This window comes from Staphylococcus arlettae (assembly GCF_002902345.1).
Taxonomy (GTDB): Bacteria; Bacillota; Bacilli; order Staphylococcales; family Staphylococcaceae; genus Staphylococcus; species Staphylococcus arlettae.
In genome coordinates this window covers 23,070-40,969 of record NZ_PPQB01000029.1, presented here as the reverse complement: position 1 = coordinate 40,969, position 17,900 = coordinate 23,070, and the positions used below count along the sequence as shown (strand labels likewise).

Sequence of the window (17,900 nt, the reverse complement as noted above, 5' to 3'; positions counted from 1 at the left end):
TGAAGAATTAAAATTTTGATATTTCAATAAACATTAAAAATAAAGATGAATGTATTTCTAAAAAAATTAAATTTATAATTGCAAACCTATGATAAACAGAGATTAAAAATAATGTATAATATTTAACATTATTTTTTCACTCTTTTATTTAATAAATAGCCTATAATAAATAATAATCCCAGCACTATTACTATTCCTAGAAAATTAAAAAAACCTGAAAATAATCCTGTATCTTCTTTTTTATATTCGGTATTTAAATCTTTTTCATCTAATCTTTCATCACTTGGACTATCTAAAACAGCTTTCGTTACTTTAATTTTATTTTTGCTTTCTTTTTGGAAATAGTAAGTTTCAATACCACCTGTTTCTTCTCTTTGGAAAGTTATATTAAATTTACCATTGTCATCAGAAGCTATAGCATAAGTTTGGCTAGTTGCATTCTCACCTAATTTAACAGTTTCACCATCAAAAATTATTTTTCCTTCTGCATCATTTTGACTTATCCAAGTTCCTTCTAAAAATTCTTCATCAACTTTATTACCACAACTTGCAGCAAAAAATAATAAACAACCAACTATTACCAATAACTTTTTCACAATAATTCCTCCTTTTATATATTAATCAGTATACAAAAGTCGATTATTACAGTCTATAACTTTATTATTAATTAAATATATTTATCATTTTCACACTATTTTATTTTCCATCGCGTAAATTGCAGCTTGCGTTCTATCTGAAACTTGTAGCTTATTTAATATATGACTGACATGAGTTTTTATTGTTTTTTCTGAAACAAATAATGTTTCTGCAATATCTTTATTGGTCTTACCTTTAACCATTTCGGATAAGACTTCAATTTCTCGTTTTGATAATTTGTTCGTCATATGAGGTTTATTACGTACCGCTTCAATTACACTTTGAGCTTGCGGGTGTATAATTTTTTCGCCATTCAACACACTTTTAATAGTATTAATTAACTGTTCAGGTTCAACATCTTTCATTTCATAGCCATCTGCACCTTTATCAACGGCTGAAATAACATGCTCATCATCTATGTAACTCGTTAATACTAAAATTTTGATATCTGGATACTTGGTTTTCAATATTTCAGTTATTTCAATACCATTCATTTCAGGCATAACTAAATCGAGTAATACTATGTCTGGCATATTATCTTGATGCTCTGCTAAATGCGTTAAAAAGGTTTTACCATCTGAGAATCCCATTACAACTTCTAAGTCATCAACTGTTGATAATAAAAATTCTAAACCTTGTCTTACAATATGATGATCATCTACTAACATTATTCGATACATTAATAATCTTCCTCCCTTAGGCTTTAACGGGAATCAGTAACGCGATTGTCGTACCTGCTCCCTCTGTTGAGTTAACTTGTAAATTTCCATCTATCATCTTCGTTCGTTGTTTCATATTATTAAGACCATGTGCATTGTCCACTGCTTTTTGACCACTATCAAAACCGTTGCCGTCATCGCTTATTTCAATAAATATATGGCTAGCTGTTTGATTTAAAGTTAAGTGTACATTTGAAGTACCTGCATGTTTACGTGTATTATTTAATGCTTCTTGCATTATTCTATATACATTTTCTTCTATTAAGCTAGGTAATTTAATTAAACCCTCAACATCGACAGTCAATGATAGATTTACCATTTCACTATATTTAGTTATCGCAAATATTAACCCCTGTTCCAGTCCTATAGGTTTTAATTGCCAAATTAACGCTCGCATTTCATTAACTGCTTGTTGGCTCGTCTCTTCAATCACAGTGAATGCTTGTTGTGACACACTTTCTTTAGACATTACTTTTGCTGCGTGTGCAGTTAATTTTACTGAAAATAACATTTGATTCACTGAATCATGCAAATCTCTCGCCAGTCTATTTCGTTCATTTATACGTGCTGCTTCTTTTTCTTGATCGGTCAACATAATACGTTTAATCGCTGAACCGATTTGAAAAGCTACTGATTCTAGTAATTCTAAATCTTCTTCACTGTAGCGCTTTGTATGCGGTGTGGCAACATTTAACAAACCAAATTGTTCAGAACCTGAGCGAAGTGGTACGGTTGCGTGGTGTGTCACACCATCTGTTTCTTCATGATAAGCATGATTTGCCAAATTAATACGCGAACAATTTATAATATTTGAGGCTTTCGTTAGTTTTTCATTATGATATGCTTGGACACACCAACAAGTGCCATCTTTCATATATTTACAATCATGTTTTGACAGTGCTCTCGGCAAATCGACATCAGATACTAATTCATGATGTCCTTCATCATCTATAAAAAATATCCAACCTGTTGTAAATTCAGTGCCATCGATTAAAAATCTCAACGCACCTTGCATCATATTGTAAGTTTCGGTTTCTTCATTTAAATATTCGGCTATTTCTTTTAATAAAGCCAAACGGGTAGGCTTTTCCATATATTGTCCCCCCTTTTCACTTGTTGTTCACTTTATATTATACAGCTTCATTACTATAAACGAAATATAAGTAAAACTTTTAACTGCAAAGCTACTGAGACTTTAAATGTGTATAGTAACTCTATGTTTACCTAATAAATAGCAAGGACTATATTATTTTATAGGAATACACTATATTCAGATTTTTTTAGTGTAAGTGATATGGTATGATAGTTAGGAATGATTGAGGAGGATACCATGAAATTTAAAATCCCAGAAAAGTTTGATCAATATACTATTAGAGAAATTTTTCAACACTTAAACTTACCAAAAAAAGATTTACACACTTTAAATATGTCCAATGAAATTACTGTCAATGATCAGCCTGCTAAGTTAATTAATCAAGTAAATGCAGGTGATGACGTTTACCTACCAAACCCAGCAGAAGAAAGTAATTATTTACCTAGTTATCGATATGCTCAAATTTACTATGAAGATGATGATTTGGCTATTGTAATGAAGCCTAAAGGTGTTAAAACACATCCAAATGATTTAAAAGAAAGTAATACTTTAATGAATCACGTCATATATACTCTAAATAATGACTATGTTGAACCGATTCATCGTCTCGATCAAGAAACTGTAGGATTACTTATTGTTGCTAAAAATCCTTTAATGAAAAAGATTTTAGACCGCATGTTAGAAGATAATCAAATTGACCGCATTTATCGAGCTGAAGTAAAGAGTTTATTACCTATTAAGCCACAAACAATAGACATGCCTATAGGTAAAGATAAATTCCATCCAAATAGACGCCGAATCTCTCAAACAGGTCAACGTGCGATAACACACATTTTAAGTTCGCAAATGGTTGATGAAAATAGATGCCAAATTGAACTAAAATTAGACACAGGACGTACACATCAAATTCGTGTACATTTAGCTGAAATTGGCCATCCTGTTATCGGTGATCCATTGTATGGTAATTCTACTTTGCGCCAACTAAAATTACAAAGTTATAAAATTGAATTTACCCATCCGCTGACACAAAACCAAATAAGCGTATCATTAGATGATGATGTGAAACAGTAATTTCCTGAAAGTTGTCACTGTATTACATGTCAAAAAGAGGCTAGTGCATTTATACAATGTACCAGCCTCTTTATATGTTATTTATTGTTCTTTTATTTAGGCTCTACCATGTCTTCAGGTTTGATCCATTCATCAAATTGTTCTGCAGTTAAATATCCGGATTGAATTGCAGAATCTTTTAAAGTCAGTCCTTCTTTATGTGCTTTTTTAGCAATGTGTGCTGCTTTTTCATAACCAATATGTGGGTTTAATGCTGTAACTAACATTAATGATTGATTTAAATAATTATCAATATTTTCCTGAATTGGCTCAATACCTACAGCACAATTATCATTAAATGTTTGCATTCCATCTGCAAGTAAATAAATAGATTGTAATGTGTTATGCAAAATTACTGGTTTGTAGACATTTAATTCAAAATTACCTTGTGAACTTGCAAAGCCAACAGTTGCATCGTTACCCATTACTTGTGTAGCAACCATTGTTAACATTTCACATTGTGTTGGATTTACTTTTCCTGGCATAATTGAAGATCCTGGTTCATTTTCAGGAATAGCAATTTCTGCCAACCCAGCACGAGGGCCCGATGCTAACCAACGAACATCATTTGCAATTTTAGTTAAATCTCCAGCAAGAGCTTTCAATGTACCATGCAATTGTACAACTTCATCGTGCGCAGTTAACGCATGGAACTTATTGTCAGAAGATACAAATGCATAACCAGTATTTTCTGCGATAAATTTCGCCACTTTATCTCCAAACTCTGGATGAGCATTAATACCAGTACCGACTGCCGTACCACCAATAGCTAAGTTTAAGATGTGAGCTTTCGATTCAGCTAACAGTGTTTCACACTTATCTAACATATATCTCCAACCACTAATTTCTTGGCCTAAACGAATTGGTGTTGCGTCTTGTAAGTGTGTACGTCCTATTTTGATAATATCATAAAATTGCTCTTCTTTTTCTTTAAACGTATCTCTTAAATGTTGTAGTGCTGGTTCTAATTTAGTTTCAATTTCACTATATAGAGCTACATGCATAGCCGTTGGGAATGTATCATTAGAACTTTGTGATTTATTTACATCATCGTTCGGATGAATTTGTTCATTCGAATTATTGTCTTGTAAATATTGATTGGCTACGAAGCTTACAACTTCATTGACGTTCATATTACTTTGTGTACCGCTACCAGTTTGCCATACAACAAGTGGAAAATGTTCGTCTAATTCTTTGTTTAAAATACGATCACATGCATATACAATCGCATTTTTTTTATCATCTGATAGTTTACCTAATTCATGATTGGCTAATGCTGCAGCACGTTTCAATTGAGCAAACCCATATACTACTTCAATTGGCATACGCTCTTTACCGACTGGAAAATTACGTTTACTTCTTTCTGTCTGCGCACCCCAATATTTATCTGCTGGTACTTCAATTTCACCAAATGTATCGTGTTCAATTCTTACTGACATATGTATACTCCCCTTCGATATTCTTAGTTCGTTTTTAGTATAGCATTAAACAATTTATCGGGGCAATTGTATATTGTAGCGTTTTCAAAAAACTACTGTTTCATTTTAAAAAAAGAGTGAAAAACCTCACCTTTTTTAATATAAAGGTGGCTATTTCACTCAATATGCTTCAATTATTGCAAATTAGAAACACCATCTATAGCATTTTAACAGATAAAAACAATTAAGCTTGTTCTTTATTTAATACTTCTTGTGCATAGTGTGCTTTGGCTGCTTGGATAATGGCCATAGCAGTCAATATAAGCAGTATTGCACCTATAATCATAGTGATAGGACTAATCGTTATTAAAGTGGCTAAAAATCCTCCTAAACTGTTATAAAAATCATTTAATGGCTTCAACAATAGTATTGAAATCACTATACAACAAACAACACTTACAATAATGCCTGTTTGGTTACTTTTGATAAATGTTTTAGGATTTACTTGATCCACCAATCCTTTAGATAAATTCATTTGCATTTTAATTATTTTAAATAAAATTGGTAAATAAACTGCTCCAATCGCCATAGGAAATCCTTTTATTGAAATCAAATTTATGATAAATGCACTAATCATAATCTTTTTCCAGTTTTTACTTAGCATTGTCTTAAATTCTCCTTAATACTTAGAATGCTCTAATCATAACATATTCAAGTAACCGATAGCGTTTCAAAATAGATAAATATATTCTAAAAAAGGACAAAACAGTAATCAAAAAGTTTATGTTTTGATTACTAATTTTGTCCATTAAAGTTCTTGTTATTGCTACTCATCTAAATCTGAACGTGTTTCAGCATCATGAGATTTATTTAATTTTTCTTCATCATTTTCTTCAGAAATCTGTTCCATCTCTTTACCTAAATCAACTACATCATCAAAACTATCTACCATCTCATTTTCAATTTCTTCATCTTGATGATTATTATGTTTTTCATTAGACACAACAATTCCCTCACTTTATAAATGATTTAAGCAAATCTAGCAGTAAAATATTGGCGTACATCTTCAGGTAAGCCTTCTGCAGCCGCTTCATCTAAAATGACATTAACCATTCTATGTGCTTTTAAGTCAGCAGGCTCGAAATTTGTTTTACCATTTTCTTCATATAATTTTTTAACTGCATCTTTTTTATCAGTACCTGTAATTACCAACAATACTTCACGAGAACTCAATAAACCTTGTCTTAAAGCAACATCTAAATTACCTGAAGCATCTAATGATACTACTTGTACAATAAGTTTTCCTTTGTTTTCTTTTGTTTTAATTTTATCTTTAATAAATGACTCTGTATCTTCACTAAATGACACATTATAAATTTGACCATTAGGTACACCAAGTGCTTCATAATAAGATTTATTGTCATCATAATCTAAAATATTAATTTGACTAAAATCAACTGCGTGTGAATCTACATTCTTTTTTAATTCGTCCAATACTGGTGCATTTTCTTTAGCTAGATGTAGTCCAGCGATAGTTGTTGGATTATTATTAAATTGTTTACGTAAAATATCAGCGACATATTCTGCCACAACGTGTTCGTTTTCTAATACTTTAAAGTTCATTGCCATTGTTATTACACTCCTCGTATTCTATTAGTACAGACATTAATATTCTTTTATAATTACCCTTGTGTTGAGAAGATTAAACGCATAATCCTTGAAGTTAATCTTCAGTATACATGCAATTTAATACTTATTACCTACATTATACAAATCTTGACAAGATTTTTCACTGATATTCAAATAAATTAAGTTAAATCAGGATAATTTTGTTGTCTTAACGCTTCATAAATTAAAATAGATGCTGTGTTAGACAAATTTAATGATCTTATATTATTATTCATCGGCATTCTTAATGCAGTATCTTTATATTTTTCTTTGACCCAGTCAGGTAACCCTGTCGTTTCTCTGCCAAAAACAAAATAATGGTCTTCTTCAGTATTTGAAAAATCAAATGTTGAATAAGTTTGTTGACCAAATTTAGTCAGTAAATAATAATGACCCTCTGTAGACTCAAAAAACGCTTCAATACTTTCATGATACGTTATATTTACGCTATCCCAGTAATCTAAACCTGCGCGTTTTAACATCTTATCATCCGTACTAAAGCCTAATGGTTTAATTAGATGTAAGTGGGTATATGTTCCTGCACAAGTACGTGCAATACTTCCAGTGTTTCCTGGGATTTCTGGTTGAAATAATACAATATGGTTTGTCATCTTAATGTTCTCTCCTCTGTTCCAATCCTTTTAACATTTCTTGTTGAACTTCTTCTATTTCAGTATCGTAATAAGCATCAATAAATGGACGCGCTTCTTCGCCAAGTATTTGACCAATAGCCCAATATGCTGTAGCTCTAATCATTGGTCTAGGATCAGTTAAAGCCACATCTTTAAGATCAGGAATGGCTGCTTCTTCCTTAAAATGAGCTAAGGCTAAAATTGCGTTACGTTGAATAGGTTTTTTGCCACGCCATGCACCTGCTAAATGTCCATAAGTATTTTTAAACTCCTTATTAGACATTTTTAATAATGGCACTAATCTAGGTTTTAATATTTCCGGTTCTAAGACAATATCATCATGTTGTGTATTAATGCCTCTGTTTTTCGGACAAACTTGCTGACACGTATCACAGCCATATAAACGATTACCTATTTTATAACGATATTCGTCTGCCATATAGCCTTTCGTTTGAGTTAAGAAACTTATACATTTTTGACTATTTAATTGTCCATCTCCTACAAGCGCACCTGTAGGGCAACGATCAACACATATTGTACAATCTCCACAGCTATCTAACAGCGGGTCATCTGGTGCAAATGGCACACTAACAAGCATTTCTCCTAAATAGGTCCAAGTGCCTAAGTCAGGATTAATGACGAAACCATTTCTACCAGTAAAGCCTAAACCTGCTCTTTCAGCTACAGCTCTATCTGATAATACGCCTGTATCAACCATAGATTTAACTTCAATATCTGCAACTTTCGAACGCAAAAATTGTTCTAATTTATCTAGTCTCTTACGCATAATCGTGTGATAATCTTGCCCCCAAGATGCACGGGCAAATAGTCCTCGACGGTCACCTCTTACACTTTTCGGTGCACCTTTCAACTTATTAGGATAGCCTACTGCTATTGCAATAATTGAACGTGCTGTTGGCAAAGATAGTTTGGGTTCTGTTCTTAAATTAATATCAGGTTCTTCAAATCCTGAAGCATATCCCTTACTATGATAATCTTCAAGCTTTTGTTTTAATTCATCAAATGGATCTGCAGTCGTAAAACCGATATGATCTATACCAATGGAATGTGCATAATCGATAACTTCTTGTTTCAATTGATTTATATCCATTTTTTCACCCCACTTTTAAGCATACAAGTCATAGTTTAACATAAAATACTAACGCTACGTATGTTGAATTATTGTTGTTAACTAAAAAAATTAAGCGACCAACGCATTTCATCTATCATACGTGATCACTTAATTTAATTATGCTATAACACTCTGGCTAAAAAGCTTTTCGTTCTGTCATGCTGTGGTGTTTCAAATATATCTTGCGGTGAACCTGACTCAACAACATAGCCGTCTGCCATAAATACCACTTTATTGCTGACGTCTTTAGCAAAATTCATCTCATGCGTAACGACTACCATTGTCATACCTTCTTTGGCTAAATTTTGCATAACTTCTAATACGTCACCAACAACTTCTGGATCTAATGCAGATGTTGGTTCATCAAATAACAATACTTCTGGATTCATTGCTAATGCTCTGGCTATAGCAACTCTTTGCTTTTGTCCTCCAGATAGTTGTGATGGATAGGCGTCAGCTTTATCAGCTAAACCTACCTTGTCTAATAAAGTCATTGCAGTTTGTTGCAAATCACTGTTATTTCCTTTTTTTAATAGTGTCGGAGCTAATAATATGTTATCTATTACCTTTTTATGTGGAAATAAATTAAAATTTTGAAAAACCATACCCATATTTTGTCTCAATTGTTCAAGTTTGGTATCTTTTGCAGTTAAACTATTGCCATTAAATATCACTTCACCACTCGTTGGTGTTTCTAATAAATTCATGCATCGTAAAAAAGTACTTTTCCCGCTTCCTGAAGGTCCGATAATAGCAACAACTTCTCCGCGTTCAATCGATAAGTCAATACCCTTTAATACTTCATTTTGTCCAAAGGACTTAGTTAAATTTTTAATATCAATCACTGACTTTCAATCTCCCTTCAAAGAAATACATAATACGTGACAATGTAAATGTAAGAATAAAGTATAGTACTGCTGCTACTAATAGTGGCGTAAACGGATCAAAAGAAGCACCTTGTACTACTTGAGCATTAAACATAATTTCACTGACACCAATTACAGAGACAATAGATGATTCTTTGATCACTGTAACAAATTCGTTACCTAAAGCCGGTAATATATTTTTAATGGCTTGCGGTAATATGACACTTTTCATTGTTTGACCATAAGACAAACCTAAACTTCTAGCTGCCTCCATTTGCCCTTTATCAACTGCATTAATACCTGCTCTAATAATTTCCGCAATATAAGCTGAACAATTAATAACAAGTGCTATCATACCGCAAATTAATGCGGAAAGATTCCAACCTAAGACTGCTGTTGAACCAAAATAAACTAAAAAGACTTGTACTAAAAGCGGTGTACCTCTTAAAAATTCAATATAAGCCGATGCTAACCATCTCAACGGTTTAACTTTACTTAATTTAAATAATGCTAACACTGAACCTAAAATCGCACCTAAAACTACTCCTACAATAGAAATTAAGATCGTGTTTTGTATTCCTTTTAAGAAAAAGTTACCATATTTTGTAAAGAAATTACCGTCATCTTTTTTCATTGCTTCTGCTGCATTGTCTTTATAATCCGCAATTAAATTATTATCTTTCACATCTTTAATCGTCGCATTTAAATGTTTCATTAGTTCCGGTGAATTTTTGGGCACTGCAATTGCTGTATTTTTTTCCCCTTCTTCAAATTTAACTCCTTCAGCAAATTTTAAATCTGGGTTTTGTTTTAAATATGCTTCTGCCACTGGTCCTTCGATAACCATGCCACTGACCTTACCACTTTTCAAGGACATTATCACTTCCGGTACTCTCGTTAAAGACTGGATATTAGCATTGTCAATTTCATTTTTTGCTATCGTTTCTTGTTGAGTTTGTTTTTGTACGCCAATTTTTTTATTAGCAAAATCATCTAACTTTTGTAATTTATCGTCTTCTGATTTTTTAATAATCATTTTTTGCGTTACTGTCATATATGGATTGGAAAAATCAACTTCTTTTTCTCGTTCAGGTGTTGGTGTCATACCTGAGATAATAATATCAATTTTCCCTGTTTTTATTGCACCTAATAAACTATCAAATTGCATATTTACAATTTTTAATTTTAAATTATTATCTTTAGCAATCTTTTTCGCTAAATCTATATCTATACCATCATACTTACGTTTACCATCTACGTTGTGTTCAAATTCATATGGTGCATAATCGGCTGATAATCCAACACGTAATTCACCACGTTCTTTTATTTTTTCCCATTGCTCATCTTGTGCTGCATAAGTTGTTGGTTGAACATACATAAGCAATGAGCTAAACATTATGATTACTACTAATATTAATTTCCCAGATTGTGCCATTCATCAGTGCCCCTTTCAATATATTTTATTATTATACACAATTACGCAATGTTATTCAATATCATTTTAAAGAATTTGCTATTATTAAGGTATGAAATCGAATGATCAACAATATTATTGTATATTATATGTATAAAAATAAAGCAGTATTAATTCACATGCTGTGAATCAATACTGCTCATTTTTACTTTAACCTAAATAATTATTGTTTGGGTATTTCAAATTGATAAATATCATCAGAATAGCCCGCCATTAACCTTTTACATAGTCCATGAACAAAGAATGCTGCAACGAATGGAATAATAAAGTAAGCAAATACTAACAGTATAATATTCATCATTGCATCTCCTTCCATTCTATTAAAGGCATTAATAGGACCTACTAAACCAGTATAACCAAATCCTGCCGACATCGGTGTTCCTTTAATGCCCACAAAATATGTCAATAAACCACCAATAGTACCATTAATAATAAGTGGAATCATGATGATAGGATTACGTAGATAGACTGGAATCATCATTTTGGCTGCGCCAATGATTAAGACTAAATTAACACCTGCTGAATTGATACGTATGGATCCAAATAAAAACGTCACACAAGCAGCAACAATTCCCATATTAGCAGCACCACTGCCTAAACCAGTTAATCCAATTGCTGTAGCAATAGCTACTACGGATATTGGTGTAACCATTAATAATGCATATGTAATACATATTAAAATTGACATCAATAAAGGATTAAAATCAGTAAATGAATTTACGATTTGACCTATTGTTTTTGTAACATTTGTGACATAAGGCAAAGTATATAACCCAAGTCCCCCACCAATTACTGGAATCAACACCGGTAAAATAATCATCTCTAATGAACCTAATTTATTTTGTAAGAGCATATATAATGCACACGTAATTATTACTACCACGATAACGTTAATGATGTCACCGACACCACTCATATTGAAACTAGTGCCTGTTACTTTGATTACACCACTCCCAATCATTGCAGAAGTTCCAATCATTGTGGCACCTGCACCACTAAATTTAAATTGGTGTGCAGCTAACACACCTATAATAAATGGCATAAATGATTGGATAACCACGACAATTTCATAAATCGTTTGTAATGTCGGATAACCATCTTTAAAAAGCTTTAACAATTCACCCAATAACGCATTAGGTAGTAAAGCGATAACTACACCAGCACCTACAGCATTTAATATATTCATTAAAAAGATTTTAGGTGTCATACTTCCTTTACTCATATTTATTGTCCTCCAAATCACATTAAAGACTTCTTTATCTTATATACTAGTTAAAACCTTAATGTTGATTATAATTGAAAGTGACAAAAAAAGGGAGTACCTAAATACTTATTGTTTTAAATTTTTACCGTAATTAATAATAAAATATGCAATTATCTATGGTAAAAAAAGAGCAAGAAAGTAACTTGTTTTAACAAATCACTTTACTTGCTCTGTATGTGTTATTAATAGTCAACTTTTAACACAGTATATATTAGTTAAGTTTCACTAATTGTTGTTTATTAAGCATTGTTAGTTATAACAACTACTGGAATTATACTTGTACAGGAAATACATTTACTCCCAGTATTTTAAATTCTTCTGAACCTTGACGATTATCTATACGTAACGCTAATGTTTTGGCATTTTCTGGAACTGTAATATTATCTGATACAAAATTACCTTGTGCATCTTTTTGTACACTTATAATCGGTAGTTTTTCATTATTTTCGCCTTTAGTAAATCGATATTCTACTTTTGACTTATCAGCATTGTGTGCTGTAATTACTTGAATCTTGAATTGTTTGCCTGGAGCTAAATCGTTAATTGTATTTAAGTTATAGAAGAAATAACCAGACGGTGCAATTGTTAATGAGCCGTCTTTATCAAACGAATTGTTCGGTGAGCTGTTTTTCGCTTGATAAGATGAAAAATAACTATCTTTGATTGATTTCGCAAAATTTGCGATATGTTGCTGACTTGGAGGCACAACGATTAAATTATTTCTACTTGCTTCATTCGTTAATGCTTCGTGTGCAATTAGAGATATATTTTGAATTGCTACATCACTATTACCATTTCTATTGTCTAAACGTAACATGATAGCATTTGTACCTTTTGGAACCAATATATTGTTTAATTGGTATAAGCCATCCTCGACTTTTGGTATCATAAGATTTTTACTTATATATTTATTATCAGCACCTATAAATGCATACTCAAAGCGTGTTTGTTCCGCAACTGACTTAGTTTTAATTTGTAAGTTAAATTTATTACCAGTCGCTAATTTATCTGTCGCTTTGACCTTATAGAAAAAATAACCTTTAGGCTGGATATCTAATGATCCATCCGGATTAAGAGAATTTATTGGATTTGTATTTAAACTTTGTGCGCTTATAAAATAAACATCTTTCAACCCTTTAGCATAGGTACCAATATGCTGTTTATTAGTTGGAATAACAATAACGTTAGATTGATTCACTGATTTATTTATAGCTGTGTTTATTGCTCTGCCTAATTGTGATAATTGAGCTATGACTTCGGTATTACTTCCATTTGTGTTTATAGCATTTAGGCTTTCAGTAAAGTGATTCACATCGCCGCCTTTATCTAATAAAGTACCTTGGTGCTTAGTAATATAATTTTGTAAATCTTCTTTCACTATTTGAACTGCATTATTGTTAAAAGTAGCGTCTAATTGATTGCTTCTAAAATCATATTTACCAAATCCAATATTGGCACCAACATCTGTTATTTTATTTTTAGAATCACTAATCACATAACCCCATGCCATGTCATTCTCATGGTCTAATATGTGACCTTTTTTAAATGTCACAACAAACTTCACACCACCACCAGAATGATATTTATTGTCATCATGATACTGTCGTTCATCGAACCAATAAACACCCTCTTTAGATCTCACTAATTCTCGTTCATAATCTTGGTTAGCCCAACGATATCTAACTTTAACAGAAGCTAATTTAGCATTTAAAGCTTCATTCGTACGTAAGCCCCAATTTTCGAATCTATTAATGCGTTTTTTATATAAAGAAACTAAAGAAGTAACTTGACCTTTATTAATGCCTAACACAATTTGTTGTCTATTCATATCGTCTTTTGTAATATTTGAATCAACGGAATAATTGTTAACTCGATATTTATTTTGACTATCACTACTAAAATCTTTAAAGTAGTTTTCACCGTTTCGACTTTGAATTAGCTCTCTCATATTAGTTAAAATTTTATTAATCTGATTGACTTGGTTACCTAATACTCTAGTATTCACATTATTCGATATTTCATTATATCTAGCTTGATACATTAAATTCCAATCACGCTCTAGGAAAGTGCCAAAGCGAGATACCATACGTAGTAAAAATTGATGCTCTTCACTAGTCAATTTGTCTTTATGCGCGTCAATATATTTAAACACATCTACAAATTTAGTTTGAGCATTAACATCAAGACTGTTAATTGTTGACGTTTTAAGTTCTTTTGCTGCCCTTTCTACACTTGTATTTATTTGCTCTAATGTATGATGTACTTGCGCAAATTCTTTGACTGTAGTGATATTTCCAATTGCATGATTAACCTGTTGTAAATATTTCTGTTTAAGACTATCTTTATTGATAAAATTTTCTGTATTGTCATTAATCTTTCGAATTAATCGATTTTTTTGTAATGTCAGCAGTTTTTCATTAAAGTTTATATCATAATTACGCTCTGCAAAATCAAACTTTTTAAAACTTAACGTAGAACCAACTATTGTTGCTTTCTGATTTGAATCGGCAATAATATAACCCCAAAGCTTATCATTTATTTTATCTATAAATTGTCCTTGTCTCAGTTTTAGTGCAAAATCCATTCCCCCACCAGCACGATGGTATTTTACAGGCAAATCGACATCCCCTCTAACCCAATAAAAGCCATTACTATCTTTATTAATTACTTTTTCGATAGATTTATTATTCCAATTATAATTTACTTTGACTTCTTCAATTTTATTAGCTAAGTTTTAATTTAATCTTAATCCCCAAGATTCAAAACGTGCAACACTATTCGGTTGTGAAATTGCAATAATATCTTTTGATAAACGAATATCAATTGTTGGATTTTGAGCATTAATATTTTGTTTTAAATTGTATTTGTGCTTTTTAATATATCTTTTATGATCTTTGGATAATTCTGTATGAAATTCGTTATTATTTCTCTGTTCAATTAGATCATACATTGCTGTCAGTACTTTTTCATTTTTTTCTTTACCTGCTTTACCTATTTTACGTTCAAAAACATTTCTGGAAATATCTTTATAATTACGGTTATAGATCAATGACCAGTCGTTAGGTAAAAAAGACGTATTACGTGATGCCATTCTTAAAAAGAATTTACGTTCTTCCTCATTCAGATGTTGCTTATTTTTTTCTATTATTTTTAAGACATCAACATCATAAGTTGATTTATTAATTACTTGTCTTTTAACTTTCTTTGCATCTAATGATTGATATTCAGGTGTTGAATGATTTGCTACAACTTGTGGCGCACTGTGCTGAACATTATTATTTTGTTGAGGGATGTCTCGAGGTATTTCTTGAAAATTTGCTTTTCTAACTTGTGATAATTGATTAGAGACTTGGTTTTGTGCTTCTCCTTGCTTAGTAGTATTATCGGCTTTATTGGGTGTCTCTTGTACACTTTGCTGTTGTTGGTTCCTGTTTTCTGTTACTGAATTTGTCCCTTCTGTAATATTGTGTATAGCGTTATTTGGTTCTGCCAAATTATCTTGCGTACCAACTGTAGCAGAGTTTGAAGATCTTTGTACATTTGGTTTTAGTTCACCAGTCTCAGACACTACATCTACCTCTGTTACGTTGTTTGCCTGCAATGAACTTTGATTTGAGTCTTCATTATTTTGAACTTCACTCGCTTGTGCAGTCATGTAATGGCCGAAAAATATAATACTACCAACCATAATAGAGGCAAGACCTACACTAAATTTTCTAATAGCGTATTTGTTGTGTTTTCTTGCAGTATGTTCTTTATACGTTTTCACAATGTTAAATCTCCTTCTACGAGTAATATAAAATGTAAGCATATAAAATTAATATTCAACAATTTCATACCGTTACATTCAAATATTATTATACAAAGGCTAAATTCTTTAGGACAGTCGATAACTCAGTATAGTAAAATGTAAAAGTAAATAAGTAAAATATAAACATAAAAATTAATATTATCTGTAAACTTATATGTTAATTAGATATAACCAAAAGCTTTATAATTAAAATATAAATATGTAAGTATAAATCATTCATACAAGGATCAATATATTTAATGATGTTGGCGGACAAAAAAAGAAACCCCGATAAATCGAGGTTTCTGAATTAGGTTTGACCTATTAACTTATCATTATACCGGTGGTCAGGATAATTTACATTTAAAAACGTTTCTATCACTATACTTTAAACTGCTATGTGACCACTGAGTGACCAAACTTTTAATATGACGTGTAATAAATCCCGATGGGGTATTTACACACATTATAATATAAGAAACACAACGCACTTATTCATTTAGGTGCGTTATTTATAATAGTAGATTGTTTTAAATAAGTTACTTCATATAAATCAGCTAATCTCTTGATAAAATCAATTAATTCTTTTTCTCTTATTATTTGATTTTCGAAATCTATCTTTAATTTTATAAATAACTGTTTTTCTTGTTCAGTACTTATCTTTTTAAAATAACCCCACATATGACAATAAGCATTTATTATTGAACCTTTAGATGGCTGCTTATTTAGGGCGTATTGGATTTTTTGTTGTACTAATTCAATTTGAGCATCATTATTCATCAAATACCTAATATCATTATAAGTTTTTTGATCATGCCATAAAACCTCGTATTTATATCTACTCCACAGTTTTTCTTTTTGAAATTGTTTACTAATTTTAAATACCTACTTTCAATATTTACTTTAATAAAAATGAACTATTTTATTGGCTTTAATAATATCTTTAGTAAAGAAAATTGTTTACCTTGACCAGTGTATTCGGGATTAAGTATCAAATTCACTTTAGTGTTATATGACTATTCGTGATGTATTCCTGAATTTAAAATATCCTGGCATTCTTGAAAATCTTTATTCCAGTCTAAATTGGATTCGATTTATTATCACCTCATGAATATAATAGAATACTTGTTCGTGTATGTAAATAAAAAATAGGGCAAGCACCTGGTACGTGCCTACCCTTGTATATGATATGATTAATTTACTTGTAACATAACTTTACCAATTCCACTTTAATTTACCTTGATTCTCTCTTTGTTGTCAGTAATCTTACATACTGCACTGTAATATGATTTAACTTTAGTAGATTTTGATACATTATTACTTCCTACTTTACCTTTCAATGACGGTGAGGTTCTAACTTTAATAGCAGTGATACTTAATGGGAGTTATAAAAAAAGAAATCCCGAAGATACGGGATTTCTATACAAGGTTAATACTTTATGATGTTATTATTATACCGGTGGTCGGGATCGAACCGACACTCCTCTAAAGGAACGGGATTTTGAGTCCCGCGCGTCTGCCAATTCCGCCACACCGGCTCAATGTTATAAATAAAAAACTTCCTACCTGGAAGTAATAATTGGAGCGGAAGATAGGATTTGCACCTATACCTTGTTCCGGGAAGGAACCTGTTCTAAGAGTTGAACTACTCCCGCATAATATAATATTTGAAATGGAGCGGAAGATAGGATTTACACCTATACCTTGTTCCGGGAAGGAACCTGTTCTAAGAGTTGAACTACTCCCGCATAATATATTATTTGAAATGGAGCGGAAGATAGGACTTGCACCTATACCTTGTTCCGGGAAGGAACCTGTTCTAAGAATTGAACTACTCCCGCATATACATGGAGGCGGCAACCGGATTTGAACCGGTGATAAAGGTTTTGCAGACCTCTGCCTTACCACTTGGCTATGCCGCCAATCTAACTGGGCTAGCTGGATTCGAACCAGCGCGTGACGGAGTCAAAGTCCGTTGCCTTACCGCTTGGCTATAGCCCATTAATGGTGGAGGGGGGCAGATTCGAACTGCCGAACCCGAAGGAGCGGATTTACAGTCCGCCGCGTTTAGCCACTTCGCTACCCCTCCATCATGTGA

At 31.9% G+C, this 17,900-nt stretch carries 16 protein-coding genes, 7 tRNA genes and 1 pseudogene; 1 reads left to right on the top strand and 23 read right to left on the bottom strand.

Features of this window, described 5'->3' with window-relative positions:
• Positions 1-128: 128 nt before the first annotated feature.
• The 3 genes from CD036_RS12325 to CD036_RS12315 all read right to left on the bottom strand — a co-directional run bounded on the left by CD036_RS12325 (position 129) and on the right by CD036_RS12315 (position 2,448).
• The gene (locus CD036_RS12325; RefSeq protein WP_103388783.1) at positions 129-596 is read right to left on the bottom strand and encodes a hypothetical protein; all 468 of its coding nucleotides are present in this window, start codon (positions 594-596) and stop codon (positions 129-131) included.
• A 90-nt stretch (positions 597-686) separates the two neighbouring features.
• Positions 687-1,316 carry a response regulator gene (locus CD036_RS12320; RefSeq protein ID WP_002509214.1) on the bottom strand — a complete coding sequence of 210 codons (630 nt, stop codon included), beginning with the start codon at positions 1,314-1,316 and terminating at the stop codon, positions 687-689.
• 16 nt (positions 1,317-1,332) lie between these two features.
• Entirely contained in the window at positions 1,333-2,448 is a 1,116-nt protein-coding gene (locus CD036_RS12315; protein ID WP_103388782.1) for a GAF domain-containing sensor histidine kinase, read from the bottom strand.
• A gap of 237 nt (positions 2,449-2,685) precedes the next feature.
• On the opposite strand from CD036_RS12315, the gene CD036_RS12310 reads away from it, so the two are divergent.
• On the top strand, positions 2,686-3,519 hold the full coding sequence (locus CD036_RS12310; RefSeq protein ID WP_103388781.1) for an RluA family pseudouridine synthase: 834 nt from the start codon (positions 2,686-2,688) through the stop codon (positions 3,517-3,519).
• A gap of 92 nt (positions 3,520-3,611) precedes the next feature.
• On the opposite strand, the gene fumC is transcribed toward CD036_RS12310, so the two are convergent.
• From fumC to CD036_RS12220, 20 genes and pseudogenes are all read right to left on the bottom strand, one after another.
• Positions 3,612-4,997, bottom strand: a complete 1,386-nt coding sequence (gene fumC, locus CD036_RS12305) for a class II fumarate hydratase (protein WP_103388780.1) — start codon at positions 4,995-4,997, stop codon at positions 3,612-3,614.
• Positions 4,998-5,220: 223 nt separating this feature from the next.
• Entirely contained in the window at positions 5,221-5,640 is a 420-nt protein-coding gene (locus CD036_RS12300) for a hypothetical protein (protein ID WP_002509218.1), read from the bottom strand.
• Between the two features lie 162 nt (positions 5,641-5,802).
• Positions 5,803-5,979 carry an SAS053 family DNA gyrase inhibitor gene (locus CD036_RS13205; RefSeq protein WP_002509219.1) on the bottom strand — a complete coding sequence of 59 codons (177 nt, stop codon included), beginning with the start codon at positions 5,977-5,979 and terminating at the stop codon, positions 5,803-5,805.
• Positions 5,980-6,005: 26 nt separating this feature from the next.
• Positions 6,006-6,605, bottom strand: a complete 600-nt coding sequence (locus CD036_RS12295) for a sugar phosphate isomerase family (protein WP_002509220.1) — start codon at positions 6,603-6,605, stop codon at positions 6,006-6,008.
• Positions 6,606-6,784: 179 nt separating this feature from the next.
• Positions 6,785-7,255, bottom strand: coding sequence for a tRNA (uridine(34)/cytosine(34)/5-carboxymethylaminomethyluridine(34)-2'-O)-methyltransferase TrmL (gene trmL, locus CD036_RS12290; protein WP_103388779.1), 471 nt, complete (start codon positions 7,253-7,255; stop codon positions 6,785-6,787).
• A gap of 1 nt (position 7,256) precedes the next feature.
• Positions 7,257-8,387: a tRNA epoxyqueuosine(34) reductase QueG gene (gene queG / locus CD036_RS12285; protein ID WP_002509222.1), complete on the bottom strand. Its 1,131-nt coding sequence runs from the start codon at positions 8,385-8,387 to the stop codon at positions 7,257-7,259.
• A gap of 143 nt (positions 8,388-8,530) precedes the next feature.
• The gene (locus tag CD036_RS12280) at positions 8,531-9,253 is read right to left on the bottom strand and encodes an amino acid ABC transporter ATP-binding protein (RefSeq protein WP_002509223.1); all 723 of its coding nucleotides are present in this window, start codon (positions 9,251-9,253) and stop codon (positions 8,531-8,533) included.
• Positions 9,246-10,670, bottom strand: a complete 1,425-nt coding sequence (locus tag CD036_RS12275) for an ABC transporter substrate-binding protein/permease (protein ID WP_371861096.1) — start codon at positions 10,668-10,670, stop codon at positions 9,246-9,248. Before CD036_RS12275 ends, CD036_RS12280 begins: the two co-directional genes overlap by 8 nt.
• A gap of 241 nt (positions 10,671-10,911) precedes the next feature.
• Positions 10,912-11,970: a PTS sugar transporter subunit IIC gene (locus tag CD036_RS12270; protein WP_103388778.1), complete on the bottom strand. Its 1,059-nt coding sequence runs from the start codon at positions 11,968-11,970 to the stop codon at positions 10,912-10,914.
• 313 nt (positions 11,971-12,283) lie between these two features.
• Positions 12,284-14,629 (bottom strand): hypothetical protein, encoded by a 2,346-nt coding sequence (locus CD036_RS12265; RefSeq protein ID WP_103388777.1) that lies wholly within the window; start codon positions 14,627-14,629, stop codon positions 12,284-12,286.
• Between the two features lie 117 nt (positions 14,630-14,746).
• Positions 14,747-15,781: a YSIRK-type signal peptide-containing protein gene (locus CD036_RS12260; RefSeq protein WP_172606411.1), complete on the bottom strand. Its 1,035-nt coding sequence runs from the start codon at positions 15,779-15,781 to the stop codon at positions 14,747-14,749.
• Between the two features lie 516 nt (positions 15,782-16,297).
• Positions 16,298-16,651 (bottom strand): DUF1722 domain-containing protein, encoded by a 354-nt coding sequence (locus CD036_RS12255; RefSeq protein ID WP_210147007.1) that lies wholly within the window; start codon positions 16,649-16,651, stop codon positions 16,298-16,300.
• A gap of 54 nt (positions 16,652-16,705) precedes the next feature.
• Positions 16,706-16,896, bottom strand: a pseudogene (locus CD036_RS13360) (hypothetical protein).
• A 360-nt stretch (positions 16,897-17,256) separates the two neighbouring features.
• Positions 17,257-17,340: transfer RNA gene (locus CD036_RS12245), tRNA-Leu, on the bottom strand.
• 42 nt (positions 17,341-17,382) lie between these two features.
• A tRNA-Gly gene (locus CD036_RS12240) sits at positions 17,383-17,457 on the bottom strand.
• Between the two features lie 18 nt (positions 17,458-17,475).
• Positions 17,476-17,550, bottom strand: a tRNA-Gly gene (locus CD036_RS13200).
• A gap of 18 nt (positions 17,551-17,568) precedes the next feature.
• Positions 17,569-17,643: transfer RNA gene (locus CD036_RS12235), tRNA-Gly, on the bottom strand.
• A 7-nt stretch (positions 17,644-17,650) separates the two neighbouring features.
• A tRNA-Cys gene (locus CD036_RS12230) sits at positions 17,651-17,724 on the bottom strand.
• Positions 17,725-17,731: 7 nt separating this feature from the next.
• Positions 17,732-17,803: transfer RNA gene (locus tag CD036_RS12225), tRNA-Gln, on the bottom strand.
• Positions 17,804-17,807: 4 nt separating this feature from the next.
• Positions 17,808-17,891: transfer RNA gene (locus CD036_RS12220), tRNA-Tyr, on the bottom strand.
• Positions 17,892-17,900: the final 9 nt, after the last annotated feature.

Bases quoted from the DNA above. Each gene is read 5' to 3' on its own strand.
- CD036_RS12320 (WP_002509214.1), bottom strand. From the start codon at position 1,316: ATGTATCGAATAATGTTAGTAGATGATCATCATATTGTAAGACAAGGT.
- CD036_RS12315 (WP_103388782.1), bottom strand. From the start codon at position 2,448: ATGGAAAAGCCTACCCGTTTGGCTTTATTAAAAGAAATAGCCGAATAT.
- CD036_RS12310 (WP_103388781.1), top strand. From the start codon at position 2,686: ATGAAATTTAAAATCCCAGAAAAGTTTGATCAATATACTATTAGAGAA.
- fumC (WP_103388780.1), bottom strand. From the start codon at position 4,997: ATGTCAGTAAGAATTGAACACGATACATTTGGTGAAATTGAAGTACCA.
- CD036_RS12300 (WP_002509218.1), bottom strand. From the start codon at position 5,640: ATGCTAAGTAAAAACTGGAAAAAGATTATGATTAGTGCATTTATCATA.
- CD036_RS12295 (WP_002509220.1), bottom strand. From the start codon at position 6,605: ATGGCAATGAACTTTAAAGTATTAGAAAACGAACACGTTGTGGCAGAA.
- trmL (WP_103388779.1), bottom strand. From the start codon at position 7,255: ATGACAAACCATATTGTATTATTTCAACCAGAAATCCCAGGAAACACT.
- queG (WP_002509222.1), bottom strand. From the start codon at position 8,387: ATGGATATAAATCAATTGAAACAAGAAGTTATCGATTATGCACATTCC.
- CD036_RS12275 (WP_371861096.1), bottom strand. From the start codon at position 10,670: ATGTTTAGCTCATTGCTTATGTATGTTCAACCAACAACTTATGCAGCA.
- CD036_RS12270 (WP_103388778.1), bottom strand. From the start codon at position 11,970: ATGAGTAAAGGAAGTATGACACCTAAAATCTTTTTAATGAATATATTA.